The organism is Kitasatospora sp. NPDC032150, assembly GCF_055579945.1.
Window position 1 is genome coordinate 24,281 of the sequence record NZ_JBVIMH010000047.1, and the last position, 18,610, is coordinate 42,890.

General features: G+C 69.6%; 16 protein-coding genes and 2 pseudogenes. 6 read left to right on the forward strand and 12 right to left on the reverse strand.

Translation table 11 applies throughout. The annotated features are described in order from the left end of the window. Window positions 1-33 precede the first annotated feature (33 nt). The 4 genes from ACZ5ON_RS33030 to ACZ5ON_RS33045 are packed head-to-tail and all read right to left on the reverse strand — an operon-like array spanning window position 34 to window position 4,797. Entirely contained in the window at window positions 34-1,512 is a 1,479-nt protein-coding gene (locus tag ACZ5ON_RS33030; protein WP_465600438.1) for a CoA transferase, read from the reverse strand. Between the two features lie 23 nt (window positions 1,513-1,535). Further along, window positions 1,536-2,477, reverse strand: coding sequence for a 3-hydroxyacyl-CoA dehydrogenase NAD-binding domain-containing protein (locus ACZ5ON_RS33035; RefSeq protein ID WP_465600440.1), 942 nt, complete (start codon window positions 2,475-2,477; stop codon window positions 1,536-1,538). A 49-nt stretch (window positions 2,478-2,526) separates the two neighbouring features. Beyond that, window positions 2,527-3,258: an acetoacetate decarboxylase gene (locus tag ACZ5ON_RS33040; protein ID WP_465600477.1), complete on the reverse strand. Its 732-nt coding sequence runs from the start codon at window positions 3,256-3,258 to the stop codon at window positions 2,527-2,529. A gap of 48 nt (window positions 3,259-3,306) precedes the next feature. Continuing rightward, window positions 3,307-4,797, reverse strand: a complete 1,491-nt coding sequence (locus ACZ5ON_RS33045) for a CoA transferase (RefSeq protein ID WP_465600443.1) — start codon at window positions 4,795-4,797, stop codon at window positions 3,307-3,309. Between the two features lie 467 nt (window positions 4,798-5,264). Here ACZ5ON_RS33045 and ACZ5ON_RS33050 point away from each other — a divergent pair, with 467 nt between their 5' ends. Further along, window positions 5,265-6,035: a hypothetical protein gene (locus tag ACZ5ON_RS33050; RefSeq protein WP_465600446.1), complete on the forward strand. Its 771-nt coding sequence runs from the start codon at window positions 5,265-5,267 to the stop codon at window positions 6,033-6,035. Between the two features lie 386 nt (window positions 6,036-6,421). Here ACZ5ON_RS33050 and ACZ5ON_RS33055 read toward each other — a convergent pair whose 3' ends face one another. From ACZ5ON_RS33055 to ACZ5ON_RS33070, 4 genes and pseudogenes are all read right to left on the reverse strand, one after another. Next, the gene (locus tag ACZ5ON_RS33055; RefSeq protein WP_465600448.1) at window positions 6,422-6,694 is read right to left on the reverse strand and encodes a glutaredoxin; all 273 of its coding nucleotides are present in this window, start codon (window positions 6,692-6,694) and stop codon (window positions 6,422-6,424) included. 348 nt (window positions 6,695-7,042) lie between these two features. Then, window positions 7,043-8,328 (reverse strand): annotated as a pseudogene (locus tag ACZ5ON_RS33060) (IS256 family transposase). A gap of 1,488 nt (window positions 8,329-9,816) precedes the next feature. Then, entirely contained in the window at window positions 9,817-10,413 is a 597-nt protein-coding gene (locus tag ACZ5ON_RS33065) for an NADPH-dependent F420 reductase (protein ID WP_465600450.1), read from the reverse strand. A gap of 41 nt (window positions 10,414-10,454) precedes the next feature. Then, window positions 10,455-11,273 carry an inositol monophosphatase family protein gene (locus tag ACZ5ON_RS33070; protein WP_465600453.1) on the reverse strand — a complete coding sequence of 273 codons (819 nt, stop codon included), beginning with the start codon at window positions 11,271-11,273 and terminating at the stop codon, window positions 10,455-10,457. A gap of 137 nt (window positions 11,274-11,410) precedes the next feature. Between ACZ5ON_RS33070 and ACZ5ON_RS33075 the strand changes: the two genes are divergently transcribed. After that, a complete protein-coding gene (locus ACZ5ON_RS33075) occupies window positions 11,411-12,316 on the forward strand; it encodes a LysR family transcriptional regulator (RefSeq protein ID WP_465600456.1) in 906 nt (301 codons plus the stop codon). A 119-nt stretch (window positions 12,317-12,435) separates the two neighbouring features. Here ACZ5ON_RS33075 and ACZ5ON_RS33080 read toward each other — a convergent pair whose 3' ends face one another. Beyond that, window positions 12,436-13,545 (reverse strand): FAD-dependent oxidoreductase, encoded by a 1,110-nt coding sequence (locus tag ACZ5ON_RS33080; RefSeq protein WP_465600458.1) that lies wholly within the window; start codon window positions 13,543-13,545, stop codon window positions 12,436-12,438. A 121-nt stretch (window positions 13,546-13,666) separates the two neighbouring features. Between ACZ5ON_RS33080 and ACZ5ON_RS33085 the strand changes: the two genes are divergently transcribed. Then, complete coding sequence (locus ACZ5ON_RS33085; RefSeq protein ID WP_465600461.1) at window positions 13,667-14,260, forward strand: TetR/AcrR family transcriptional regulator; 594 nt, start codon at window positions 13,667-13,669, stop codon at window positions 14,258-14,260. 135 nt (window positions 14,261-14,395) lie between these two features. On the opposite strand, the gene ACZ5ON_RS33090 is transcribed toward ACZ5ON_RS33085, so the two are convergent. After that, window positions 14,396-14,659 carry a transposase family protein gene (locus ACZ5ON_RS33090; RefSeq protein ID WP_465600479.1) on the reverse strand — a complete coding sequence of 88 codons (264 nt, stop codon included), beginning with the start codon at window positions 14,657-14,659 and terminating at the stop codon, window positions 14,396-14,398. Between the two features lie 231 nt (window positions 14,660-14,890). Continuing rightward, window positions 14,891-15,241 (reverse strand): hypothetical protein, encoded by a 351-nt coding sequence (locus ACZ5ON_RS33095; RefSeq protein ID WP_465600464.1) that lies wholly within the window; start codon window positions 15,239-15,241, stop codon window positions 14,891-14,893. Window positions 15,242-15,520: 279 nt separating this feature from the next. On the opposite strand from ACZ5ON_RS33095, the gene ACZ5ON_RS33100 reads away from it, so the two are divergent. The 3 genes from ACZ5ON_RS33100 to ACZ5ON_RS33110 all read left to right on the forward strand — a co-directional run bounded on the left by ACZ5ON_RS33100 (window position 15,521) and on the right by ACZ5ON_RS33110 (window position 17,436). Next, a complete protein-coding gene (locus ACZ5ON_RS33100) occupies window positions 15,521-15,844 on the forward strand; it encodes a transposase family protein (RefSeq protein WP_465600467.1) in 324 nt (107 codons plus the stop codon). Window positions 15,845-16,268: 424 nt separating this feature from the next. Next, window positions 16,269-16,520, forward strand: coding sequence for a hypothetical protein (locus tag ACZ5ON_RS33105; RefSeq protein ID WP_465600470.1), 252 nt, complete (start codon window positions 16,269-16,271; stop codon window positions 16,518-16,520). 70 nt (window positions 16,521-16,590) lie between these two features. Beyond that, window positions 16,591-17,436: a hypothetical protein gene (locus ACZ5ON_RS33110; protein WP_465600472.1), complete on the forward strand. Its 846-nt coding sequence runs from the start codon at window positions 16,591-16,593 to the stop codon at window positions 17,434-17,436. Between the two features lie 752 nt (window positions 17,437-18,188). Here the strand turns inward: ACZ5ON_RS33110 and ACZ5ON_RS33115 are convergent. After that, a pseudogene (locus tag ACZ5ON_RS33115) lies at window positions 18,189-18,610 on the reverse strand (transposase); the annotation flags it as partial.

Sequence of the window (18,610 nt, forward strand, 5' to 3'; positions counted from 1 at the left end):
GTCGCCTGCGCGCGTCTTCGCGCTGCGAGGTGCTCAGTGCGGCAGCCACTCGGCCGTGCTGGAGCCGCGCGGCACCAGCACCGTGCGGTACGCGCCGGGGGTGGCGCTCATCTCCACCTGGTCGGTGACGCCCTGGTAGCTGCCGCACGGCGTCTCGGCGGTGAAGGTGTCGGGAGGCAGGTAGCCGTGCTCGCTGCCCGAGCCGGCAGTCGCCCGCGCGTACTCCTGGTCGAACGTGCCCAGCGACAGGATCCACAGCGCGACCCTGGTGAGCGAGACGTGGACCCGGTAGCTGCCACCCTCGGTGGCCCGCCGGAGCAGTGCCTGCACGATTCCGGCGGTGGCGAGCCAGGAGACCAGGTAGTCGTTGACCACGGCGATCGGCGACAGCCGGGGCTGGTCCTCCGCGCCCTCCAGGGACATCATCCCGGTGACGCAGCCGGCGCTCTGGTCGAATCCGACCCGGTCCGCCCACGGTCCTTCCGTGCCGAACAACGACACGGTCGCGTGGATGATGCCGGGCCGTACCTCGGCGGCCTGATCGGGTGAGAGCCCGATCGTCTCCAGGTAGCCGGGGCGGCGGTTGGCGTAGAAGATGTCGGCGCCGCGCAGCAGGTCGCGCACCTGCTGCGCGCCGGCCGCACTGCGCGGGTCGACCAGGCTGGAGCGCACGCCGACGTTCGCGGTGCAGTACAGGATGTCGTTCTCGTGCTCGTACGGCTTCCACAGGTTGAGCACGTCGGCACCGTGCAGTGCCAGGGTGCGGCCGATGCCCGCGCCGGCGATGACGTGGCCCATGCCGAGCGCACGGATGCCGTCCAGCGGGTCGGCGCCTCCCTCGGGCAGCGGCTCCGGGGCGCTGTCCGCGATCTTCTCCACCTCGACCAGCGGCTGGTGGGCGAGGAAGTCGCGGTATTGCGGTTCCGCCAGGAACTCCTTGAGTGTGCGGAGCATCGGCATCACCACCCCGGCCTCGGCACCGGCCCGCTCCAGCTCGGCGGCCTTCCAGCCGGCCACCGCCCGGGTGACGGCGGCGGCGTTGTCAGCGCAGTCCAGCAGTTCCAGCGCCCGCTGCTTGAGCCCCGGGTAGGCGTTCAGCGGCATCACCCACCGGCCGTCACCGGCCTGGTAGAAGGACAGGGCCATCGGGTTGTGCGGGTCGCTGGGGACGCCGGGCGGGAAGCCGTTGAGCGTCTCCCAGGTGAAGTCGTAGAACGGGCAGAGCCGGTGCGGGGCCTTGCGCAGGTCAATCGTGATGTCCTGGCCCTCGCCGCCGCGGGCCCGCCAGAGCTTGGCGAGCGCCACCGACTTGGCGACCAGGCCGATGCCGGCGGCGGATGCCAGCCGCAGGGTGGAGGGGACGATCGGGTCGGCGCCGTGGAAGGTCACCGTGCCGCCCGCGTCTGCGGGACTCATGCCCACGCCGGCCAGGACCTCGGCGAGTTCGGCGTGGACGTCGATCGGGGTGTTGTCGGGAGTGCAAGCGGCGTGCAGGCGTTCGTCGAGAGACATGACTGACTCCGGTTCCGAATCGGTCAGTTGGCGTCGCGCAGGGCGGCCATCAGGGCCAGCTGGTCGCGGTCACGGGCCGCGCCGAGCTGGTCGTACGTCCGGTCGCCGTAGGCCTCGCGCTCCTGGGCGCTCAGGGTGGCGATGGTCGCCTCGTCGAAGGATGGCTTGCCGAGCAGTTGCCACAGCATCTCCATGCCGGGGCCGAGGTGCTTCAGGAAGTGCTCGAAACCGCCCGGGCCGCCGCCGAGGTTGAAGGTGAGGAACGGCCCCCCGGCCGCCCAGCGCAGGCCGATCGAGCTGGTGACGATGGTGTCCAGGTCCTTGAGGCTGACGACCCCGGTGGTGACCAGGTGGACGGCCTCGCGGAACAGCGCGGACTGCAGGCGGTTGGCGACGAAGCCCGGGATCTCGCGGCGCAGGATCAGCGGCTGCTTGCCGACCTGGCGGTAGAACGCCGCGGCCTCCTCCAGGGTGTCGATCGCCGTCTGCTCGCCGGGGACGATCTCGACCAGCGGAATCAGGTGCGGGGGGTTGAACGGGTGACCGACCGCGACCCGGCTGGGGTCGGCCATCCGCGCGGTGAAGTCGGTGGCGCGGATGCCGGAGGTGGAGGAGAGCAACAGGGCATCGGGGCGGGAGGCCGCCTCCAGTCGGGCGAAGAGCTCCTGCTTGAGGTTCAGGTCGTCCGGGCCGCTCTCCTGGACCACCTCGGCGTCGGCGACCGCCTTCTCGACGTCCGACTCGAAGACCAGCCGGGCGGTCAGGTCCCCGGTGGGCAGGCCGAGCGCCGCCAGGGTGGGGGTGAGTGCGGTCAGCTGCGCCGTGACGTACTCCTCCAGGTCCGGGCGCGGGTCGCTCACGGTGACGTGCAGGCCGTGGGCGAGGAAGAGGGCGGCCCAGGAGGCGCCGATGGTGCCGGCGCCGACGACGGCGACGCGTGAGTAGGTCTTCTCTGAGGTGCTCATGACAGTGCCTTTCGTGGCAGAGGGGAGGGGCGGTGCGCGGTGGGGCGGGTCAGGCGAGGTAGTCGTGTACCAGGGTCGCCGGGGAGAGCGTGAGGTCGGTCAGGATGTGACTGGCCGAGACGACCTCCAGCACCGGCAGATCGGCCAGCGGAGCGATGGCGTGCGCGACCAGGTCGAGCCGGGCGGGGCCGCTCCAGGCGCCCTTGACGGTCAGCTCGGTGATCCGGGTGCGGACCAGCTCGGCGATCCGCGGGTAGCCGTCGTAGCCGGGCAGCATCTTGAGCATGAAGGTCGGGACGGTGAGCTCGGCGGCGGCCTGCTCGTGGTCCAGCGGACGCTGCTTGTACCCCATGGTGGCGGTTGCGACCCGCAGGCTGCCGTAGTCGAGGGTGCCGACCAGGGTGTCTGCGTCGGTGTACAGCGCCGGTCGACCCGCCTTCTTCGGGTACGCGCTGATCTCGCGCCCGCTGGCGATGGCCGCCGGGCTGTCCACGTACATCGCGTGCAGGTACTCGCCGTGCTCGCCGTCCAGCACGACCGGGATCGCCTGGCCGGCCTCGGTGTAGCTGCCGAGGCCCGTGGTGTCGGGCATCTTCATGACCTCGAACCGGACCAGCGGCTCGACGATCTCCAACGGCTCGGGGACCAGCCGGCGCAGCGCCACCGGGTCGGTGCGGTAGACGATGTTCAGGTACTCGCGGTCGGTGAAGTGGTAGGGACCGAACGGGAAGGCTGGGGCACCCAGCGGGGTGGTCATCTGGCCCTGGAAGATCTCCGTGATGTTCACGGGTGACGCTCCTGAAGAAGTCTCGGAAGTCGGTGCGGATGGTCAGCGGGGCAGCCACTCGGGCTTGCTGGAGCCGCGCGGGATCAGCACCGGCTCGGGGTAGCGGCTCGGGGTGTGCGAGTACTGCACCGGCGGGGCGAGGTGCACCAGCTCACCCAGCGGCGTCTCGGCGGTCATCAGCTCGGGGGCGGCCAGGCGGTGCGGGGCGCCGCCGAAGTCGATCGCCTCCTTGTCGAGCAGGCCGAGGGTCGGGTACCAGGCCGAGGTGCGGGCGAGGGAGAGCTTGACGTGGTAGCTGCCGCCTTCGGTGGCCCGCCGTACCAGCGCGGCGAGCACTCCGGCGGCGGCGAAGTACCCCATGATGAAGTCGTTCAGGATGCCGGTGGGCGGGAACTGGGGCTGCTCCTCGCTGCCTTCCTTGACCATGTAGCCGGTGAAGGCCAGGCCCTCCTGGTCGAAGCCCGCGCGCTCGGCCCACGGGCCGGTGTGGCCGTAGGCGTTGAGCGAGCAGTAGACGACCCCCGGGCGCAGGGCGGCCGCGTCCTTCGGCCCGAAGCCGGCTCGCTCCATCGCCGAGCCGCGCCGGTTCTCGATGAACACATCAGCTTCGCTGAGGAGTTGACGGAAGATCTCGGCGCCGGCGGGCTCCTTGATGTCGACCCGGGCCGAGCGCATGCCGAGACCGACCTCGGCCCAGTTGATGTCCTGCTCGAACTCGTGCGGACCGTTGACGTGCAGGACGTCGGCGCCGTGCTCGGCCAGGGTGCGGCCGACCACCATGCCGGCGATCACCTTGGTGTCCTGGAGCACCCGCAGGCCGGCCAGCGGCACGTCGGCCAGGGTGAACGGCTCGGGCGCGGAGTCGGCGATCTTCTCGATCGTGATCAGCGGCTCGGCGAGCACCGCCTTGCCCTGCGGGTGGGCCCGGAACTCCTCCTCGGTGCGCACGACGCAAAGGGCGATGTTCTTCTCGGCGCAGGCCTCCTCCAGTTCGAAGGCGTCCCACTCGGCGATCGCGGCGGTGACGGCGGCCTTGTCGTGCGGGACTCCGAGCAGTTGCAGGAAGGCGTCGCGCTGGTGCGGGAAGGGGCAGGTCGGGACGACCCAACGGCCGCCGCGGGCCTGGTACATGTCGAACATCAGCGGACTGATCAACCGCTCGCCCATCATCACCTCGCTGCCGCCCTCGGTGAGGGTGACCTCGCCGAGGTTGGGCAGGTACCCGTTCAGCTTGGTCCAGCCGGTCATGAACGGACTCAGGCTGTGCACGGCCGAGTTGAGGTCCAGCGCGAGGGTCTGGCGCTCGCTGCCGCGCTGCTTGGCGATGGTGGCGATGCCGGTGCCGACGGCCAGCAGCGGGATGCCGATCGAGGCGCCGAGCCGGGCCACCGACTTCATGACCGGGTCCTCGCCGGTGACCTCCACCGCGCCGACGGCGTCCTCCCGGGACAGCCCGATGCCGTCCAGGACCTCGTCGAGGTGGGAAATCAGGTCGAACTCGGGCTCGGTGTCGGGGCGGGGTGCGTCGGACATGGCTGTCTCCTGCGAAGTACGGACGAAGAGGGAGAGTTGAGGTCGCTTCCGGGCCTCGGCCCCGGTTTCCCGGGGTGCTCTCACCGTAGACCTCAGGGAACAGTTACGCAAATAAAAATCTAGATACGCATATGCGTAATTCCCTCCTCTATCTCTGGCGTCGCCCGCCGGGGCTCAGGCGTCGAGCCGTAGGTCGACCGAGCGCCCGGTCCGCCGCCGGACCACCAGGATCGCGATGCCGACCGCCAGCCAGCAGGCGTCGCCGATTTGCGCGTGCGGGCTCGCCTTTCGGGCTGGAAGCCACCCAGCACATCCGGCACGCCCGAGCCACTGCATCCACGCGCCAACTCGAAGAGCGGCACATCAAGGCCCTGGTCGAACTGGACTACCATCGGGCTCTGTTCGTCCTGGGCGCCGAGGAGAGCGACCGGGACTGGGGGCGGGCCTACCCGGAGGACCGGCGCTCCGTGGAGTGGGCGGTCGACCACTTGGCCCTGATCGGCGACGAGGAGGCCGACCGCCGGGCCGAGGCCGCCGCGAAGCTGCACAACGGATACCACCCGAAGGACAGCCCGGACGGTGTGGAACTCTCGGACGACCCGGTCTGCTGGAGGGAGGCGTTCAGCGCTATCCGCGAGGACGGACTCGGCATGGGCCAAGGGTCGGGATTGTGCTTTGCCTGCGGCTGCGATCGCAACTCGTCCATGTCCTACCACCTCGCTACGATCGAGTACGCCAAGGCGCGCTGGGGCGACGACTGGCCCGCCGCCACCACACGCCACGAGGCGGGCTGCCACCGCTACACCGCGAGGTGTCCTTCTACCGTTGCCACTCGGCCACCCCGATCGGCCTCGCCGACCGGGCTGGTGGTCAACGGGCGCGACCCGCTGGACGACGACACCGTCCATGCCCTGAGCGGCGAGCCCACCCTCGCCCAGCTCCAGTCCGCCCTGTCCATCCCGGTCGCCGACCTGCAGCGTGCCCGCCTCACCACCGTTCAGGTCTTCGCACAGGAGCAGCAGGACGAGGTGCTTCGCACGGTGGAGAGCATCTACGGTAACCTCGCCCACTCTGCCCGGGACTTCCCACTGGACCGGGAACAGGCGGCCGTGTGCCGACTCACCGAGGCCGACGACCCGGGCATCGATCCCCTGTGGGACGACGTGCTGGATCCGCTCATCTCCCTGGCCGAACAGAACACCCTGGAGATCGGCTACTACCTCGACCACCGAAACTGACCCACACCGCGGCCGCTTCACATATGGACTGCACGTGACCACTGCAAGGGAAAGCGTCGATCTCCCTTGCCCCCGCCGCCGACCGCACTCCCGCTCCACCCGAACGGGACCTCATCATCGATACCACCGGCCTGCCCGGGCCGACATCTGTGTCCGGACCGCCGTCGGCCGGTTCGCCGGTGTCCCGTCGCAACGAGGTTTCACCGGCCTCAGCGGTGTGGATTGCGGGGCGGGCTGTCGTGGAAGCGGCAGTAGCTGGACCCCTAGCAGGCGGCGAGCGGGCCGAGGGGGATGCGCTGACCGCTTGAGGTCACCATCGTTTCCTGACGGCGCACGCGCTGCGGGTCGCCGCCCGGGGTGCCCGGACCGCGACCCGCAGCGGCCGCTCAGATGCCGAGCTTCGCGTTCAACTCCCCGGCCTCTTCGAGCTCGAGGGCGTCGTCGTAGGTGCCGATGAACGCGCCGTCGACGAAGAGCTGGGGAAGGTCCTTCTTGCCGCTGCTGGCCTTCATCTCCGCGTGCATGTCAGAGTCGGCGGCGACGTCCTTCTCGATGTAGGACACCTTCTTCTTGGCCAGCAGGAACTTGAGCGACTCCTGGTCCTTCTTGACCTTCAGCAGGCCCGTGGCACTGCTGGTGTAGATGACGACGTCTGCCATGGACAACTCCCAAAGAGGCTGTGGCTTGGTGATATCCGCGTGTTCCGGCCTACGTCATCCCACCGCATCGTGATCGCCGACCGTGGCATGTTCGCGCTCAGCTGATGACTCGTCACCTACGAGCATCCGAGCGCGTGCCTGAACGAGCGGGGCCGGCCTCCGACCTCATCGCGGTCGGGGGCCGGCTCACGGCGTCGCGGCGGAACATGACAGCGGGGACACGTTCGCACGAATGCGCCCCCGCCGTTGGGCTGATTGTTGTTCAGTGGTCGTGGCGATCGCAGTGCTCATGGCGCCTGTCGTGGCTGCGGGTGTGTCCAGTGAACGGTGTGACTCGGGTGGTGTGAGTTACTGGCGGCCGACGGAGAGACGGCCGTCGAAGGCGATGTCGAAGGCCTGCAGTGCGGGCTTCCAGCGCATGGTCCAGCGTTTGCGGCCCGCACCGGTGGGGTCCAGGCTCATGACGGCAATGTAGACGCACTTCAATGCGGCCTGCTCGTTCGGGAAGTGTCCGCGGGCGCGGACGGCCTTGCGTATGCGGACGTTGACCGACTCGACCGCGTTGGTGGTGCACACGATCCGGCGGATCTCGGCGTCGAACTGGAGGAAGGGCACGAACTCGGCCCAGGCGTGCTCCCAGAGCCGCACGATCGCCGGGTACTTGTCGCCCCATGCCTCCTGGAACTCCAGGAAGCGGTCTTCGGCGGCTTTCGCGGTCGGCGCGGTGTAGATCGGCTTGAGCGCCTTGGAGATCTTGTCCCGTCCTGGCGGGCCGCGTATCGAAAGGATGCCCGCATCAGGTGGACTACGCAGGTCTGGGTGATGGCCTGCGGCCACACGGTCTCGATGGCGTCGGGCAGGCCCTTGAGCCCGTCGCAGACGACCATGCACACGTCCGCGACGCCGCGGTTGCGGATCTCGGTCAGGACCTGGAGCCAGTACTTGGCGCCTTCGCCGCCGTCGCCGGCCCACAGGCCGAGGATGTCGCGGGCGCCGTCGACCGTGACCGCCAGGGCGACGTAGATCGGCCGGTTCGCCACTTGTCCGTCGCGGACTTTCACGTGAACGCAGTCGATGAAGATCACCGGGTAGACCGAGTCGAGCGGCCGGTTCTGCCACTCCGTCATCCCGTCGATGACCTTGTCGGTGATGGTCGAGATGGTGGTCTTGGACACGTTCGCGCCATAGACCTCGGCCAAGTGGGCGGAGATGTCACCGTGCGTCAGACCGCGCGCGGACAACGACAACACCATCTCGTCCACGCCGGTCAGGCGGCGCTGTCGCTTCTTAACGATCTGCGGCTCGAAGCTCCCCTCCCGATCGCGGGGGACCTCGATCTCGACCGGCCCTACCTCGGTCAGCACCGTCTTCGACCGCACCCCGTTGCGGGAGTTGCCGCTGCCCGCGCCGGCCGGGTCGTGCTTCTCGTAACCGAGGTGGTCGGTGATCTCGCCTTCCAGGGCGGACTCCAGCACGCGCTTGGTCAGCTGCTGGAGCAGCCCGCCCTCGCCGGTGAGTTGCAGGCCGCTCGCACGGGCCCGGTCGACCAGCTTCCCGATCAACTGATCGTCCAGCAGGTCCGTCGGCAGCTCGGCCGGCTGGACCTCTTCAACCGCCTCAACGGAGACAGTCACGTCGCTCATCAGGTGCTACTTCCATGATCGGGAGTTACACCGTTCAAAGTACAGACCCGAAACGGACTTAACGTCCTCTCAGAGCAGCGGCCGTTCGGTGGACTGCCGGCACCGCGTGAGAGTGACAGTCAGCCGACATGGAATCTCCGGGCCTTGCTGGACGGGTCGCCACTGGAGAGTGAGATCGACGCGCGCCTTCGGGTCTCACAGTTCGCAGAAAGGGGAATTGCAAGGATGGCATCGGAGATCAAGGGCCACACTCACCCAGCTGGCAAGTCAAGTACATCCTGGACTGCAGGTGGCCTTTCGGCGGTGATCGGAACCGTATTCACTGCGGTTCTCTTGGCTCCGCCAGCCGTCGCGCAGAGCAGTATCAACACGGCTGCTCGCCACAGCTCAGTCATGCTTGGCTACCAACCCAGTGGCCCCGACCATTGCACAGATGACGGCGATTGGTGGAGCAACGACCGCCATTGCCTCCGTGGTCCGACGGGGCCCACCGGCCCGAAGGGGAACACCGGGCCGCAAGGGCCCACCGGTCCGACGGGGGCCAGCGGACTTACCGGGCCCACCGGCCCGAAGGGGAACACCGGGCCGCAAGGGCCCACCGGTCCGACGGGGGCCAGCGGACTTACCGGGCCCACCGGCCCGCAAGGGCCCACCGGGCCGCAAGGGGACACCGGGCCGACGGGGGCCAGCGGACTTACCGGGCCCACCGGGCCGCAAGGGGACACCGGTCCGACGGGGGCCAGCGGACTTACCGGGCCCACCGGCCCGCAAGGGGACACCGGGCCGACGGGGGCCAGCGGACTTACCGGGCCCACCGGGCCGCAAGGGGACACCGGGCCGACGGGGGCCAGCGGACTTACCGGGCCCACCGGGCCGACGGGGGCCAGCGGACTTACCGGGCCCACCGGACCGACAGGGGACACCGGGCCCACCGGACCGACAGGGGACACCGGGCCCACCGGACCGACAGGGGACACCGGGCCCACCGGACCGACAGGGGACACCGGACCCACCGGACCGACAGGGGCCGGCCTGACTGCAACCCATGAGGAGGCGAGCGCTTCTCAGGCCCTCGGCCCGAACGGGCAGACCACGCTGACCGCTACTTGCCCAGCAGGCAGTGTCGTTCTGGGGGGTGGGTGGAACATGTCCGCAGACGGGGTGTTCATCGTGGCGTCGCAGAGAAGTGGTACCTCGAGCTGGTCCGTAACGTTCACCAACCGTTCGGCCGGTGTCGTCGTTGTCAGAGCTCTCGCCGAATGCGCCCCCTAGCCTGAATACCAGTGACTTAAGCGTCTCAGGCTCGTGGAACTTTGGTTGGAGGTTGGTCGGGGTTGTCCTGTAGTGCGGTGCGATGGTGACTGCTTCGGCGGCGTCGCGGGTGGGCTGGGGTCAGAGACGGCGAGCATCCCGGAGAACCGTCACACCAGCCCCTCTGACCAGCACGTTCGAAGATGGCGACGCTTCATTGTGTGCGGATCAGCGGGCGATCGAGATCGCGAAGGGCGCGAATCCGCTGGAGCGGATCACGTGCGGTACGAACAGTATCGCGGCCTCCGTGGCGCGGGCGGTCTGGACCCCGCCGAGATCAGTGATCCACTCCTTGCGCCAGCCGAGGTGGATGAGCAGTTCACGGACGGTCTGCTTGGCCTGCGGGTCGTCGCCGGAGAGGAAAGCGTCGGGCGCCTGGGTGAGCGTGGCCGGCGCGGTCATCACCGGGAAGAGCATGGTGTTGAGTGTCTTGACGACGCGCGTTGCCGGGAGCGCTTCCTGAAGTTGCTCGGCGAGGCTTGAGCCGGGGTAGATCAGGTCGGCGGGCAGTCCGTCCGGTCCGTCGACGGTGGCGTTGGAGACGTCGACGAGGATCTTGTCGCGCAGTTCCTCGTGCAGGGCGACGAGCCGATCCAGCGAGCCGGCGCCCGGGGTGGCGTTGATGACGATCCGGGCTGTCCGGGCAGCATCGGCGGCGGCGCCCGGCGCGCGGTCCGCCACGGTCACCTCATGCCCTGCCCGGGTGAGGGCTGTGGCCAGACTGCCGCCGACGCGGCCGTTTCCGAGAACTGCGATCGTGGTCATGATGATCTGTTCCTTCCGTGCGTGCAGGTTGTGGTGCCCGGTCAGCGGGAGAGCGTGGCGACGGCCTCGGCGTGGACGCCGGGTGCGGTGGCTAGGAAGCTCTCGCTCTGCGGGGTCCAGGGGCGGCCCTGGGCGTCGGAGATCTGTCCGCCGGCCTCGGTGACGAGCAGCGCCCCGGGCAGCAGATCCGCGCGGGCGCCAGCGAACTGCCAGAAGGCGTCGATCCGGCCGGCGGCCACGTTCAGCAGGTGCAGGGTTGCGGGCACGGCGGTGCGGACGACGAGCGCGTCGAAGAGCATCGCGGTGATCGAGGAGCCGACGCGCCGCACGACCTTCTGGTCCTCGTCCGGCCGGGCCTGGCTGGTGGCCACGATGCTCAGGCCGAGGTCCGCGGTCTTGGAGACATGCAGCGGGCGGCCGTCGAGGTAGGCGCCCGCGCCGGTGAGCGCAGTGTAGGTCTCGCCGGTCAACGGCAGGTGGACCGCGGTGAGCACCGGCTGGTTCTCACGCACGAGGGTGGCGGTCACCGCCCACTCCGGCAGGGCGTGCAGGTGGTTGACGTTGCCTTCGGCCGGATCCACGACCCACCATTCGCCGGGCGGCAGCGCCCCGCCGTCCAGCTCGTCCTCCACCCAGCCGGCGTCCGGACGCAGGTGCGTGAGGTGGGGGCGCAGGATGTCGAGGGCCGTGTCGTCGTTGACGGCGAGCGCGCGCATCAGCTCTTCGCGGGTCTGGTAGCGGACCACCTCGCCGAATCGCTCGCGCAGCGCCGAACCGGCCGCACGCACGGCGATCGCGGTCTGACCGAGGAGGTCGGCGTCGGAGGCGGCGACGTCAGTGGTCTGAAGCATTTCGGACATAGTGAACTCCCTTGTGAAATAAGAGGAATGAGGCCATTCGGGCCGAACTGTGCGCTCTGTTCAGCGCTCTGGTCTCGAAGGTATCCAGCCCCTTGATTAACTTCAAATGCATGTAAAGCACGGCTAGGATTACTCGCATGCAATTAGATTTGAACCTGCTCGCCGCGCTCGACGCGTTGCTGGAGGAGGGCAGTGTGGCCGGGGCAGCCGCACGCCTGCACGTCACCGCCCCCGCGATGAGCCGGAGCCTGGGCCGAATCCGGCGCACGACCGGGGACCAGATCCTGGTGCGCACCGGCCGCACCATGACGCCGACGCCGTATGCGATCGCCGTCCGGGAACAGGTGCACGAGCTGCTGCACCAAGTCCAGGGGGTGCTGGCCCCGAGCCGCGAACTCGATCTGGCCACACTGGAGCGCACCTTCACACTCCGCTGGCACGACTCCCTGGTCGCCATGAGCGGCCCCGCACTGCTCGCCGCCGTACGCGCACGGGCGCCGGGCGTGCGTCTGCGCTTCGTCGCGGAATCGAGCACCGACACCCCCGAGTTGCGGCGCGGCCAGGTTGATCTCGAGGCGAACGCCAACCGTCCCAGCGCACCGGACATCCGTGCCGAGAACGTGGGCGAGAGCCCCCTCGTCATCGCCGTGCGGCCAGAGCACCCTTTCGCCCGCGTCAAGACCGTCACCGCAGAGCAGTACGCCGCCGCTGAGCACGTCACGGTCTCGCGACGCGGAAACCTCAGCAATCCCCTCGACGACGCCCTCGCCCGCCTCGGCCTCACCCGCCGCGTGGTCGCGACCGCGCCCACCGAAGCGGCCGCGCTGGAGTTCGCGCGCGACTCAGATCTGGTGATCAGTGTCCCCGAAGCCACCACGCGCTCCGCGGTGACCGACCTCGGCCTGGTCGTTCTCCCCCTACCGCTGCAACTGCCGTCGGCACCGATCTACCTGTCGTGGCATCAGCGCTACGACACCGACCCCGCACACGCCTGGCTGCGCGGATTGGCACGAACCACGCTGACCGTGCTCGGCGCTTCGTAGCCGATGACCCGCGCACGCAACCACCGCGGAAGAAGCCGCCCTGGGCGGATGCGACCGCTGTGGAGAGTGCACGTGATCGACGCGGGCGCGGCCGCGGGGCCGGGGACGGTGGAGTCGGCTCAGGAGGCCGTCGCGGGAACGAGGTGGTCGAGTCCTTGCGCACTGCCCGTCGCCGCCTCGACCGAGCGGGGCAGCATGATGCCCTCGTAGGCGCGGACGGCGGCGCCGACGCTGGATTCGGTGACGAGGGCGTGGGCGAGGTCGGAGCCGTCGAGCATGGCGAGATTGGCGCCCAGCCCAACCGGGGGCATCAGGTGCGCGGCGTCGCCGAGCAGCGTGACGCCGGGAACGTGTTCCCAGGTGTGCGGGGCAGGCAGCACGAACAGAGACCGGTTGATGAACCCGTTGTCGCTGTTGCGCAGGATGTAGCGCAGGCTCTCGTCCCAGCCGTCGAACATCCTCAACAGGTGCGCCTCCACAGCTCGTTGGTCACCGAGGTCGACACCGGCGGCCGCGTGCCAGTCCTGCGGCTCGCGGAACGCGATGTAAGCGCGGATGTGGCCGTTGCTGTTGCGCTGCGCGACCAGGGTCCTGCCGACGCCCTTCGCCAGCATCGATCCGTTGCCGACCAGACGGGCGAGGCCGGGGTGGCGGGTGTCGCACTGGTCGAACCCTGTCTCGACAAAGGTGACACCGGTGTAGTGGGGTGCGGCGGGCGACAGGGCCGGGCGGACGCGTGACCAGGCACCATCGGCACCGACCACCAGGTCGAACTCCTCGGCAGTGCCGTCATTGAAGAGCGCCAGGCAGGTGCCGTCCGACTGGGGGGCGACCTCGCTGACGGCACGGTCCCACCACACCGTGCCCTCGGCGAGCGACTCCAGCAGCAGGCCGCGCAGTTGGCCCCGGTCGATCTCCGGCCGGCCGCCGCCGGGGGTCGGTCCCTGCTGCGCCAGGAGAGCGCCGGTGGCGAAGTCGAGCACGCGCCACTCGTCGCCCTCGGGGCGGGCGAGGGCGTGGAATCGGTCGAGGAGCCCCGCCGCGTCCAAGGCGGCCTGGCCGGTGTCGGCGTGCATGTCGAGGGTGCCGCCCTGCGGGCGGGCGTCTGCGGAGGCCTCGCGTTCGAAGACGGTGACGGAGCGGCCGTGTTGCTGCAGGACTCGGGCGCAGGTCAGTCCGCCGAGGCCGGCGCCGACGATCGCGATGCGGGGGTCGCGGGCAGGGGTCATGGTGTCCTTCCGGTGGTGGGTGGGCCGCCGGGAGGCCCGGCACCACCAAGAAAGCACACTCGATCAATAAGTGCAATGACTACACTTTCATAGTGGATGCACGTCGAGGTACGGTGTGTGAGTGACCGAACCAACCGGGCGCCGCGAGCGCAAGAAGGCCGAGACCCGCCAGTCCCTGGCCGACGCCGCACTCGAGCTCTTCCTCGAACGCGGCTACGACCAGGTCGGTGTCAAGGACGTCGCCGACGCCGCCGACCTCTCGGTGACCACCCTGTTCAAGCACTTCTCCGGCAAGGAGGCCCTGGTCTTCGACCAGGACGAGGACCTGGAAGCAGAACTCGTCGCCGCCGTGCGCGAGCGCACTCCGGGCCAGTCGATCCCGCAGGCGCTGCGCGAGCACCTCCTGCTGAAACAGACCCAGTTCGCCGTCCACGCCACGGACCCGCGCTTCGCCGACTTCACACGCCTGGTGCAGGAAACCCCTGCGCTGCGCGACTACGCCCACCGCATGTGGACGCGCCACGAAGCGGCCCTGACGCGAGCCATCGCGGAGGCCGTAGGTGCACCCGAGGACGACGTCAGCTGTGCCGCCCTGGCCCACTTCGCCCTCGAAGCCCGCAGCCTCATCCTGCGGCACGCCGAACCGCGCCGAGCCGCCGACGAGGCATTCGCCCTGCTCGAACACGGCTGGGCAGCCTCCCATCCGGGCAACTGACCCGGTCTGCGAGGACCCCTGAAGCTTCGCCATCTTCGAACGTGCTGTTCAGAGGGGCTGGCGTGACGGTTCTCCGGGGTGCTCGTGCTGATCGTGGGCAGGAGTCTGCGGTCTTGATCGTCCGCCGGCCGTCTGTCAGCGGTTGACTTCGAGATCGGTCAGGACGAGCAGGGCCCGCAGGAGCGCGGTGGCGCGGCCGGGGTCGGTGCGGAGCTTGGTCAAGATCCGCCACGCTTTCAGGTTCGCGAAGCCGTGTTCGACGGGGGCGCGTCCGGCGGCCAGGACCCGGTTGGCCTGCTTCTGGCCGGGGGTGAGCTTGCGGGCGCAGGTGGCCTTGAAGCCGGTGACGATGACCAGGTTACCTCCCGGAGCAGCGCAGCACCGACGATTCGGACGCAGGCGCGGCCCGCGCCCGGGTCCTGCAGCTCGGAGAGGCCGCTGTGGACTGGGCCGACACGCTTCGTCTCGGCTGTACCGAGGAGGAGCCGACCATCATTCTCGACAGGCTGACAACGGCCTGAGGCCCAGGCCGAACATAAACGGCGTTTACGTTGCGGACGCGCACGAAGACGCGATGGCCCTAGCGACCGGCGGTCTTCGAAGGCGCGAGCCACGCGAACTAAGAGGGCGTTAAGTCCGTTTTTGATAGCGGCCGCGTCCGGGTTGGTCGAGGACTCCCTGGCGGACGAGTCGTCCCAGGCGGGAGCGGGTGACGTTGATCGAGGGCTCGTCGGTGGGAAGCCCGAGGAGTTCGTGTAGCTCGCGAACTCGGAAGACCTGCCCGGGGTGCTCGTTGAAGGCGGTCACGATGCGTTGGTAGACGGTGTCCGTGTCCGAGGGAACTGGTTGCTGGTCGGGTGGGGTGAGGCCGTTGATGACCTTGCGGGTCGTGGTGAGCTCGGCCAGGCGGGCCTCGGCGTCGACGAGCTCGGTGGTCAGGCGTCGATCTGTTCGCGCAAGCCGTCGGCTCGTGTGGCCCACTGCCCGTCGGTCAAGTCCGTTGAGTACGGCATCCGTTCCATGCACCAACACCAACATGCACACGACATACGCGTCAGCCCGAACAGCTCCGTACACACGAACGGGCGACACCAGATCATCCAGAAACGGACTTAACGTCCTCTCACGACCGCGGCTTGACGAACATAGGGGCATCAAGCACAAATGCCACGGCCTGCTCGCGATCGCGCTCACCGATGACAAGGGCCGCCTGGTCTGGGTGAGCGCGGTCCGACCCGGACGCACCTCGGAGATCACCGCGTGCCGCCACGACAAACTGACCGCCATCTGCGCGCGGCCGGCCTCGGCGCGATCGCCGACCTGGGCTTCGTCGGCCTCGACGACAGCGGCCCGGACGCCGACCCGGCGGTGATCACCGGCTACAAGGCGGCCCGCAACCGGCCCCTTATCCGGGGGCAGAAGCTGTCCAACAAGGCGCTGGCCGCGGGCCGGGCCCCGGTCGAGCACGGCTTCGCGCACCTGAAGAACTGGCGCGTGCTCGGCAAGGTCCGCACCGACCCGAAGTGGGCGACCGCGCTGGTGCGGGCCCTGCTGGTCCTGACGAACCGGGAAGTCGCCCGCTGACCGACGATCTTCACCGAAGCCATCCGCCCGGAACCAGCGTGAGCGCCCCGACGCCGACGCACGCCAGGCCCTTGACCTGCCACTTCACGATGCACACCACTCAATGGCATCGGCGCCTGGTCCAGATGACCGCCGGGGCCGGTCTGTGGACCTGCCCCGGCTCGCCCATCCCGGCCGGCTTCCGCAGCGCCACCTGCCAGGCGACGGGCGCGGCGGCCAGAGCGCCCGGCTCATGCTGCGCCGCTGAACCAGCGTTGACACCGGACGGCACCAGCGCACACTCCACTGTGCGCGGTGCCGTCCGGCGCATCCGACGCCTTGCTCGACCAGCCGGGCAGGGTCGCGCCTGATCAAAACAGGTTGATCGAAATGATCTTCCTGGCTACGCTGCCCGAAGTAATTCCCTGAACCCGGAGGCTGTGCCATGGAGCTGAGCAATCGTCACACCACCCTGATCGGCGCCGCCACCGTGGCCCTCGCAGCCGCCGCGGTCGTAGGAGTGAGCACGGGCGCGCTGCCCACCTCGTCCCACGGCATCGTGGTCGAGGCACACATGGCACTCTCGGACCCCACGGTCGCGGACACCCAGCCCACGAACGCCACCGACGGCCTGGTCGTCCCGGACCACGGCTACGTCGACCGCCTGGTCGTCCCGGACCACGGCTACGTGCAGTGAGTCGCCGCCGCCCTGACTGCAACCAGCTGATCGCGGGCGGGTTGACGTGCCCCCAGGCAGGGCGGCCCCCGTGGCAGCAGATCCCGTGAACCCCACCCCCGACGGCACCGCGCTGGCCGGCCAGTCCGGTGACCGGGCCGGCGCCAAGGCGAGCGACCCCGCCGTCCGGCTCATCGCCGAAACCGCCGAGCGGCTGGTCCGGCTCTGGGCCTCCCGCCCTGAGCTGCACCACGCCGGATGGGACCGGCCGTTCCGGCCGCTCGGCGAGCTGCTGCCCGAGCAGGACGTCGAATTCGCCGCACGGAACCCCCAGATGGTCCCGCTGCTCTGGTATCCCGCGCTGCGTCACGGTACGTCCCGGGCGCCCGTGATCGACGTCTTCGACCATCTGCCCGCCGAGTTGGGCCCGCCGATCCCCCGGCGCCAGGAGCTCTCCCGCATCTACAGCTGGGCGCTGGCCTCGCGTACCGCCCTGGACTGGATCGGCGACTGCCTGGACGGGCGCGGCCTGCTGGAGGCTGGCGCCGGCAGCGGCTACTGGGCGTGGCTGCTGCGCGCCCGGGGCGTCGACGTCCTGGCCACCGACGCCGAGGCCCGCGCCGAGCGCAACGGCTGGACCGACCGATTCCAGTTCACCGAGGTCCGTCCGGGCCGGGCCTCCGAGGACGCCGCCGCACACCCCGAGCGGGTGCTGGCGCTGCTCTGGCCCCCGCACCGCGACCCGATGGCCGCCGACACCCTGCGCGCATACCAGGGCCCCGGCCTGCTCTACCTCGGCGACGGCGCCGGCGGGATCTGCGCCGACGAGTCCTTCTTCACCGAGCTTGCCGCCCGCTGGCGCCCGCTCTCCCGGTGCCCGCTGACACTGCGCTGGCTCGGCAACCGCGACACGGCCACCTTCTACGTCCGGCGCTGACCAACCGGCCCCGGGGAGACATCGGCCGCGACGGTGGTCGCGGGTGTGCGCCCCAGGAGCGAGCCCGCGCACACCGCAACCGTGATCGGCTACACCACACGGCGGGACGCCATCCTTCTTGGCCTTTCCGACATCGCCGCGCGGCCGTAGACGGGCAAGGCGACTAGCCAGACGGCAACCGATCCGATCAGGCCGGATGGGCGGCATGAGCGACGATACGCCGAACATGGCCGTGTACCGGCGCCAGCGCGAGCAGGCTGACCCGGTGGACCCACAGCAGCAGGCCGCCGCGGCGTGGGCCGCGGCAGAGAAGGCCGGCTACGAGGTTGTGGGGGTCGATGGCGTCCGCGTCGATGGGGAGTACTCGCCGACTGATCGCTGCCTGGCTACGCCCCGGCCATGGGTTGCGGTCAGGGATGTGATGTACGGGTTCCAGCGGAATCGGTGTGCGCAACGGGGGCGACGTCGAAAGGAGTAGCTGGAGAGGACTGACCAGCCCGCCGACCATTGACGGCCATGCGTCAACGGCGCTTGATCCGGATCGCTGATCGATGACTCAGAGGGGGATTCCTGAAGCTCAAGTCCGTTGTCGCTGTTGTCGGTTGGCTGGTCCTGGGTGCGGGGCTGCTGTACGTGGCGGTGCCGAGCTCGGCCGCTCCGGCGGCTGCGCCGCTGGTCCATAAGTACGGCGGTACTTCGGGGGGTCTATGGGGTTCGTCAAGGAAATCGGGCTGCGTTCGGGCGGGCCGGCAGGAGGATCCGGAACTGCGGGTGGCGGGGGCGAGGCCCGCGTAGGACGCGAGGTGGGCGGCGGTCGGGAACGCGCTGGCATCGCCGACGTCGATCAGGACCCGGGCACCGGTCCGGGTTCCGATGCCGGGCATGGAGGTCAGGACTTTCGAGAGCGGATGCTCGTCCAGCAACTCCTGGATCCGCTTCTCCAGGAGTTTGCGCTGGTCGAGGACGGCTCGCAGCGAGCCGGCCAGGCTCGGCACGATCAGCGCGGCTGCCTCGGTGCCCGGGACGACGACGGTCTGCTCGTCGAGCGCGGTGAGGATGTCCTCGACGAGGCGCTCGGAGCCTGGTCCAGCAGGGCGATGCCGGCCTCGTTGTCGTGCACGCTCGCGGCGAGGACCACCACGCCGATGATCAGGCCCAGCACGTCGACGGCCAG

Bases quoted from the DNA above. Each gene is read 5' to 3' on its own strand.
- ACZ5ON_RS33045 (WP_465600443.1), bottom strand. From the start codon at position 4,797: ATGTCCGACGCACCCCGCCCCGACACCGAGCCCGAGTTCGACCTGATT.
- ACZ5ON_RS33030 (WP_465600438.1), bottom strand. From the start codon at position 1,512: ATGTCTCTCGACGAACGCCTGCACGCCGCTTGCACTCCCGACAACACC.
- ACZ5ON_RS33055 (WP_465600448.1), bottom strand. From the start codon at position 6,694: ATGGCAGACGTCGTCATCTACACCAGCAGTGCCACGGGCCTGCTGAAG.
- ACZ5ON_RS33105 (WP_465600470.1), top strand. From the start codon at position 16,269: ATGGAGCTGAGCAATCGTCACACCACCCTGATCGGCGCCGCCACCGTG.
- ACZ5ON_RS33035 (WP_465600440.1), bottom strand. From the start codon at position 2,477: ATGAGCACCTCAGAGAAGACCTACTCACGCGTCGCCGTCGTCGGCGCC.
- ACZ5ON_RS33065 (WP_465600450.1), bottom strand. From the start codon at position 10,413: ATGACCACGATCGCAGTTCTCGGAAACGGCCGCGTCGGCGGCAGTCTG.
- ACZ5ON_RS33070 (WP_465600453.1), bottom strand. From the start codon at position 11,273: ATGTCCGAAATGCTTCAGACCACTGACGTCGCCGCCTCCGACGCCGAC.
- ACZ5ON_RS33075 (WP_465600456.1), top strand. From the start codon at position 11,411: ATGCAATTAGATTTGAACCTGCTCGCCGCGCTCGACGCGTTGCTGGAG.
- ACZ5ON_RS33080 (WP_465600458.1), bottom strand. From the start codon at position 13,545: ATGACCCCTGCCCGCGACCCCCGCATCGCGATCGTCGGCGCCGGCCTC.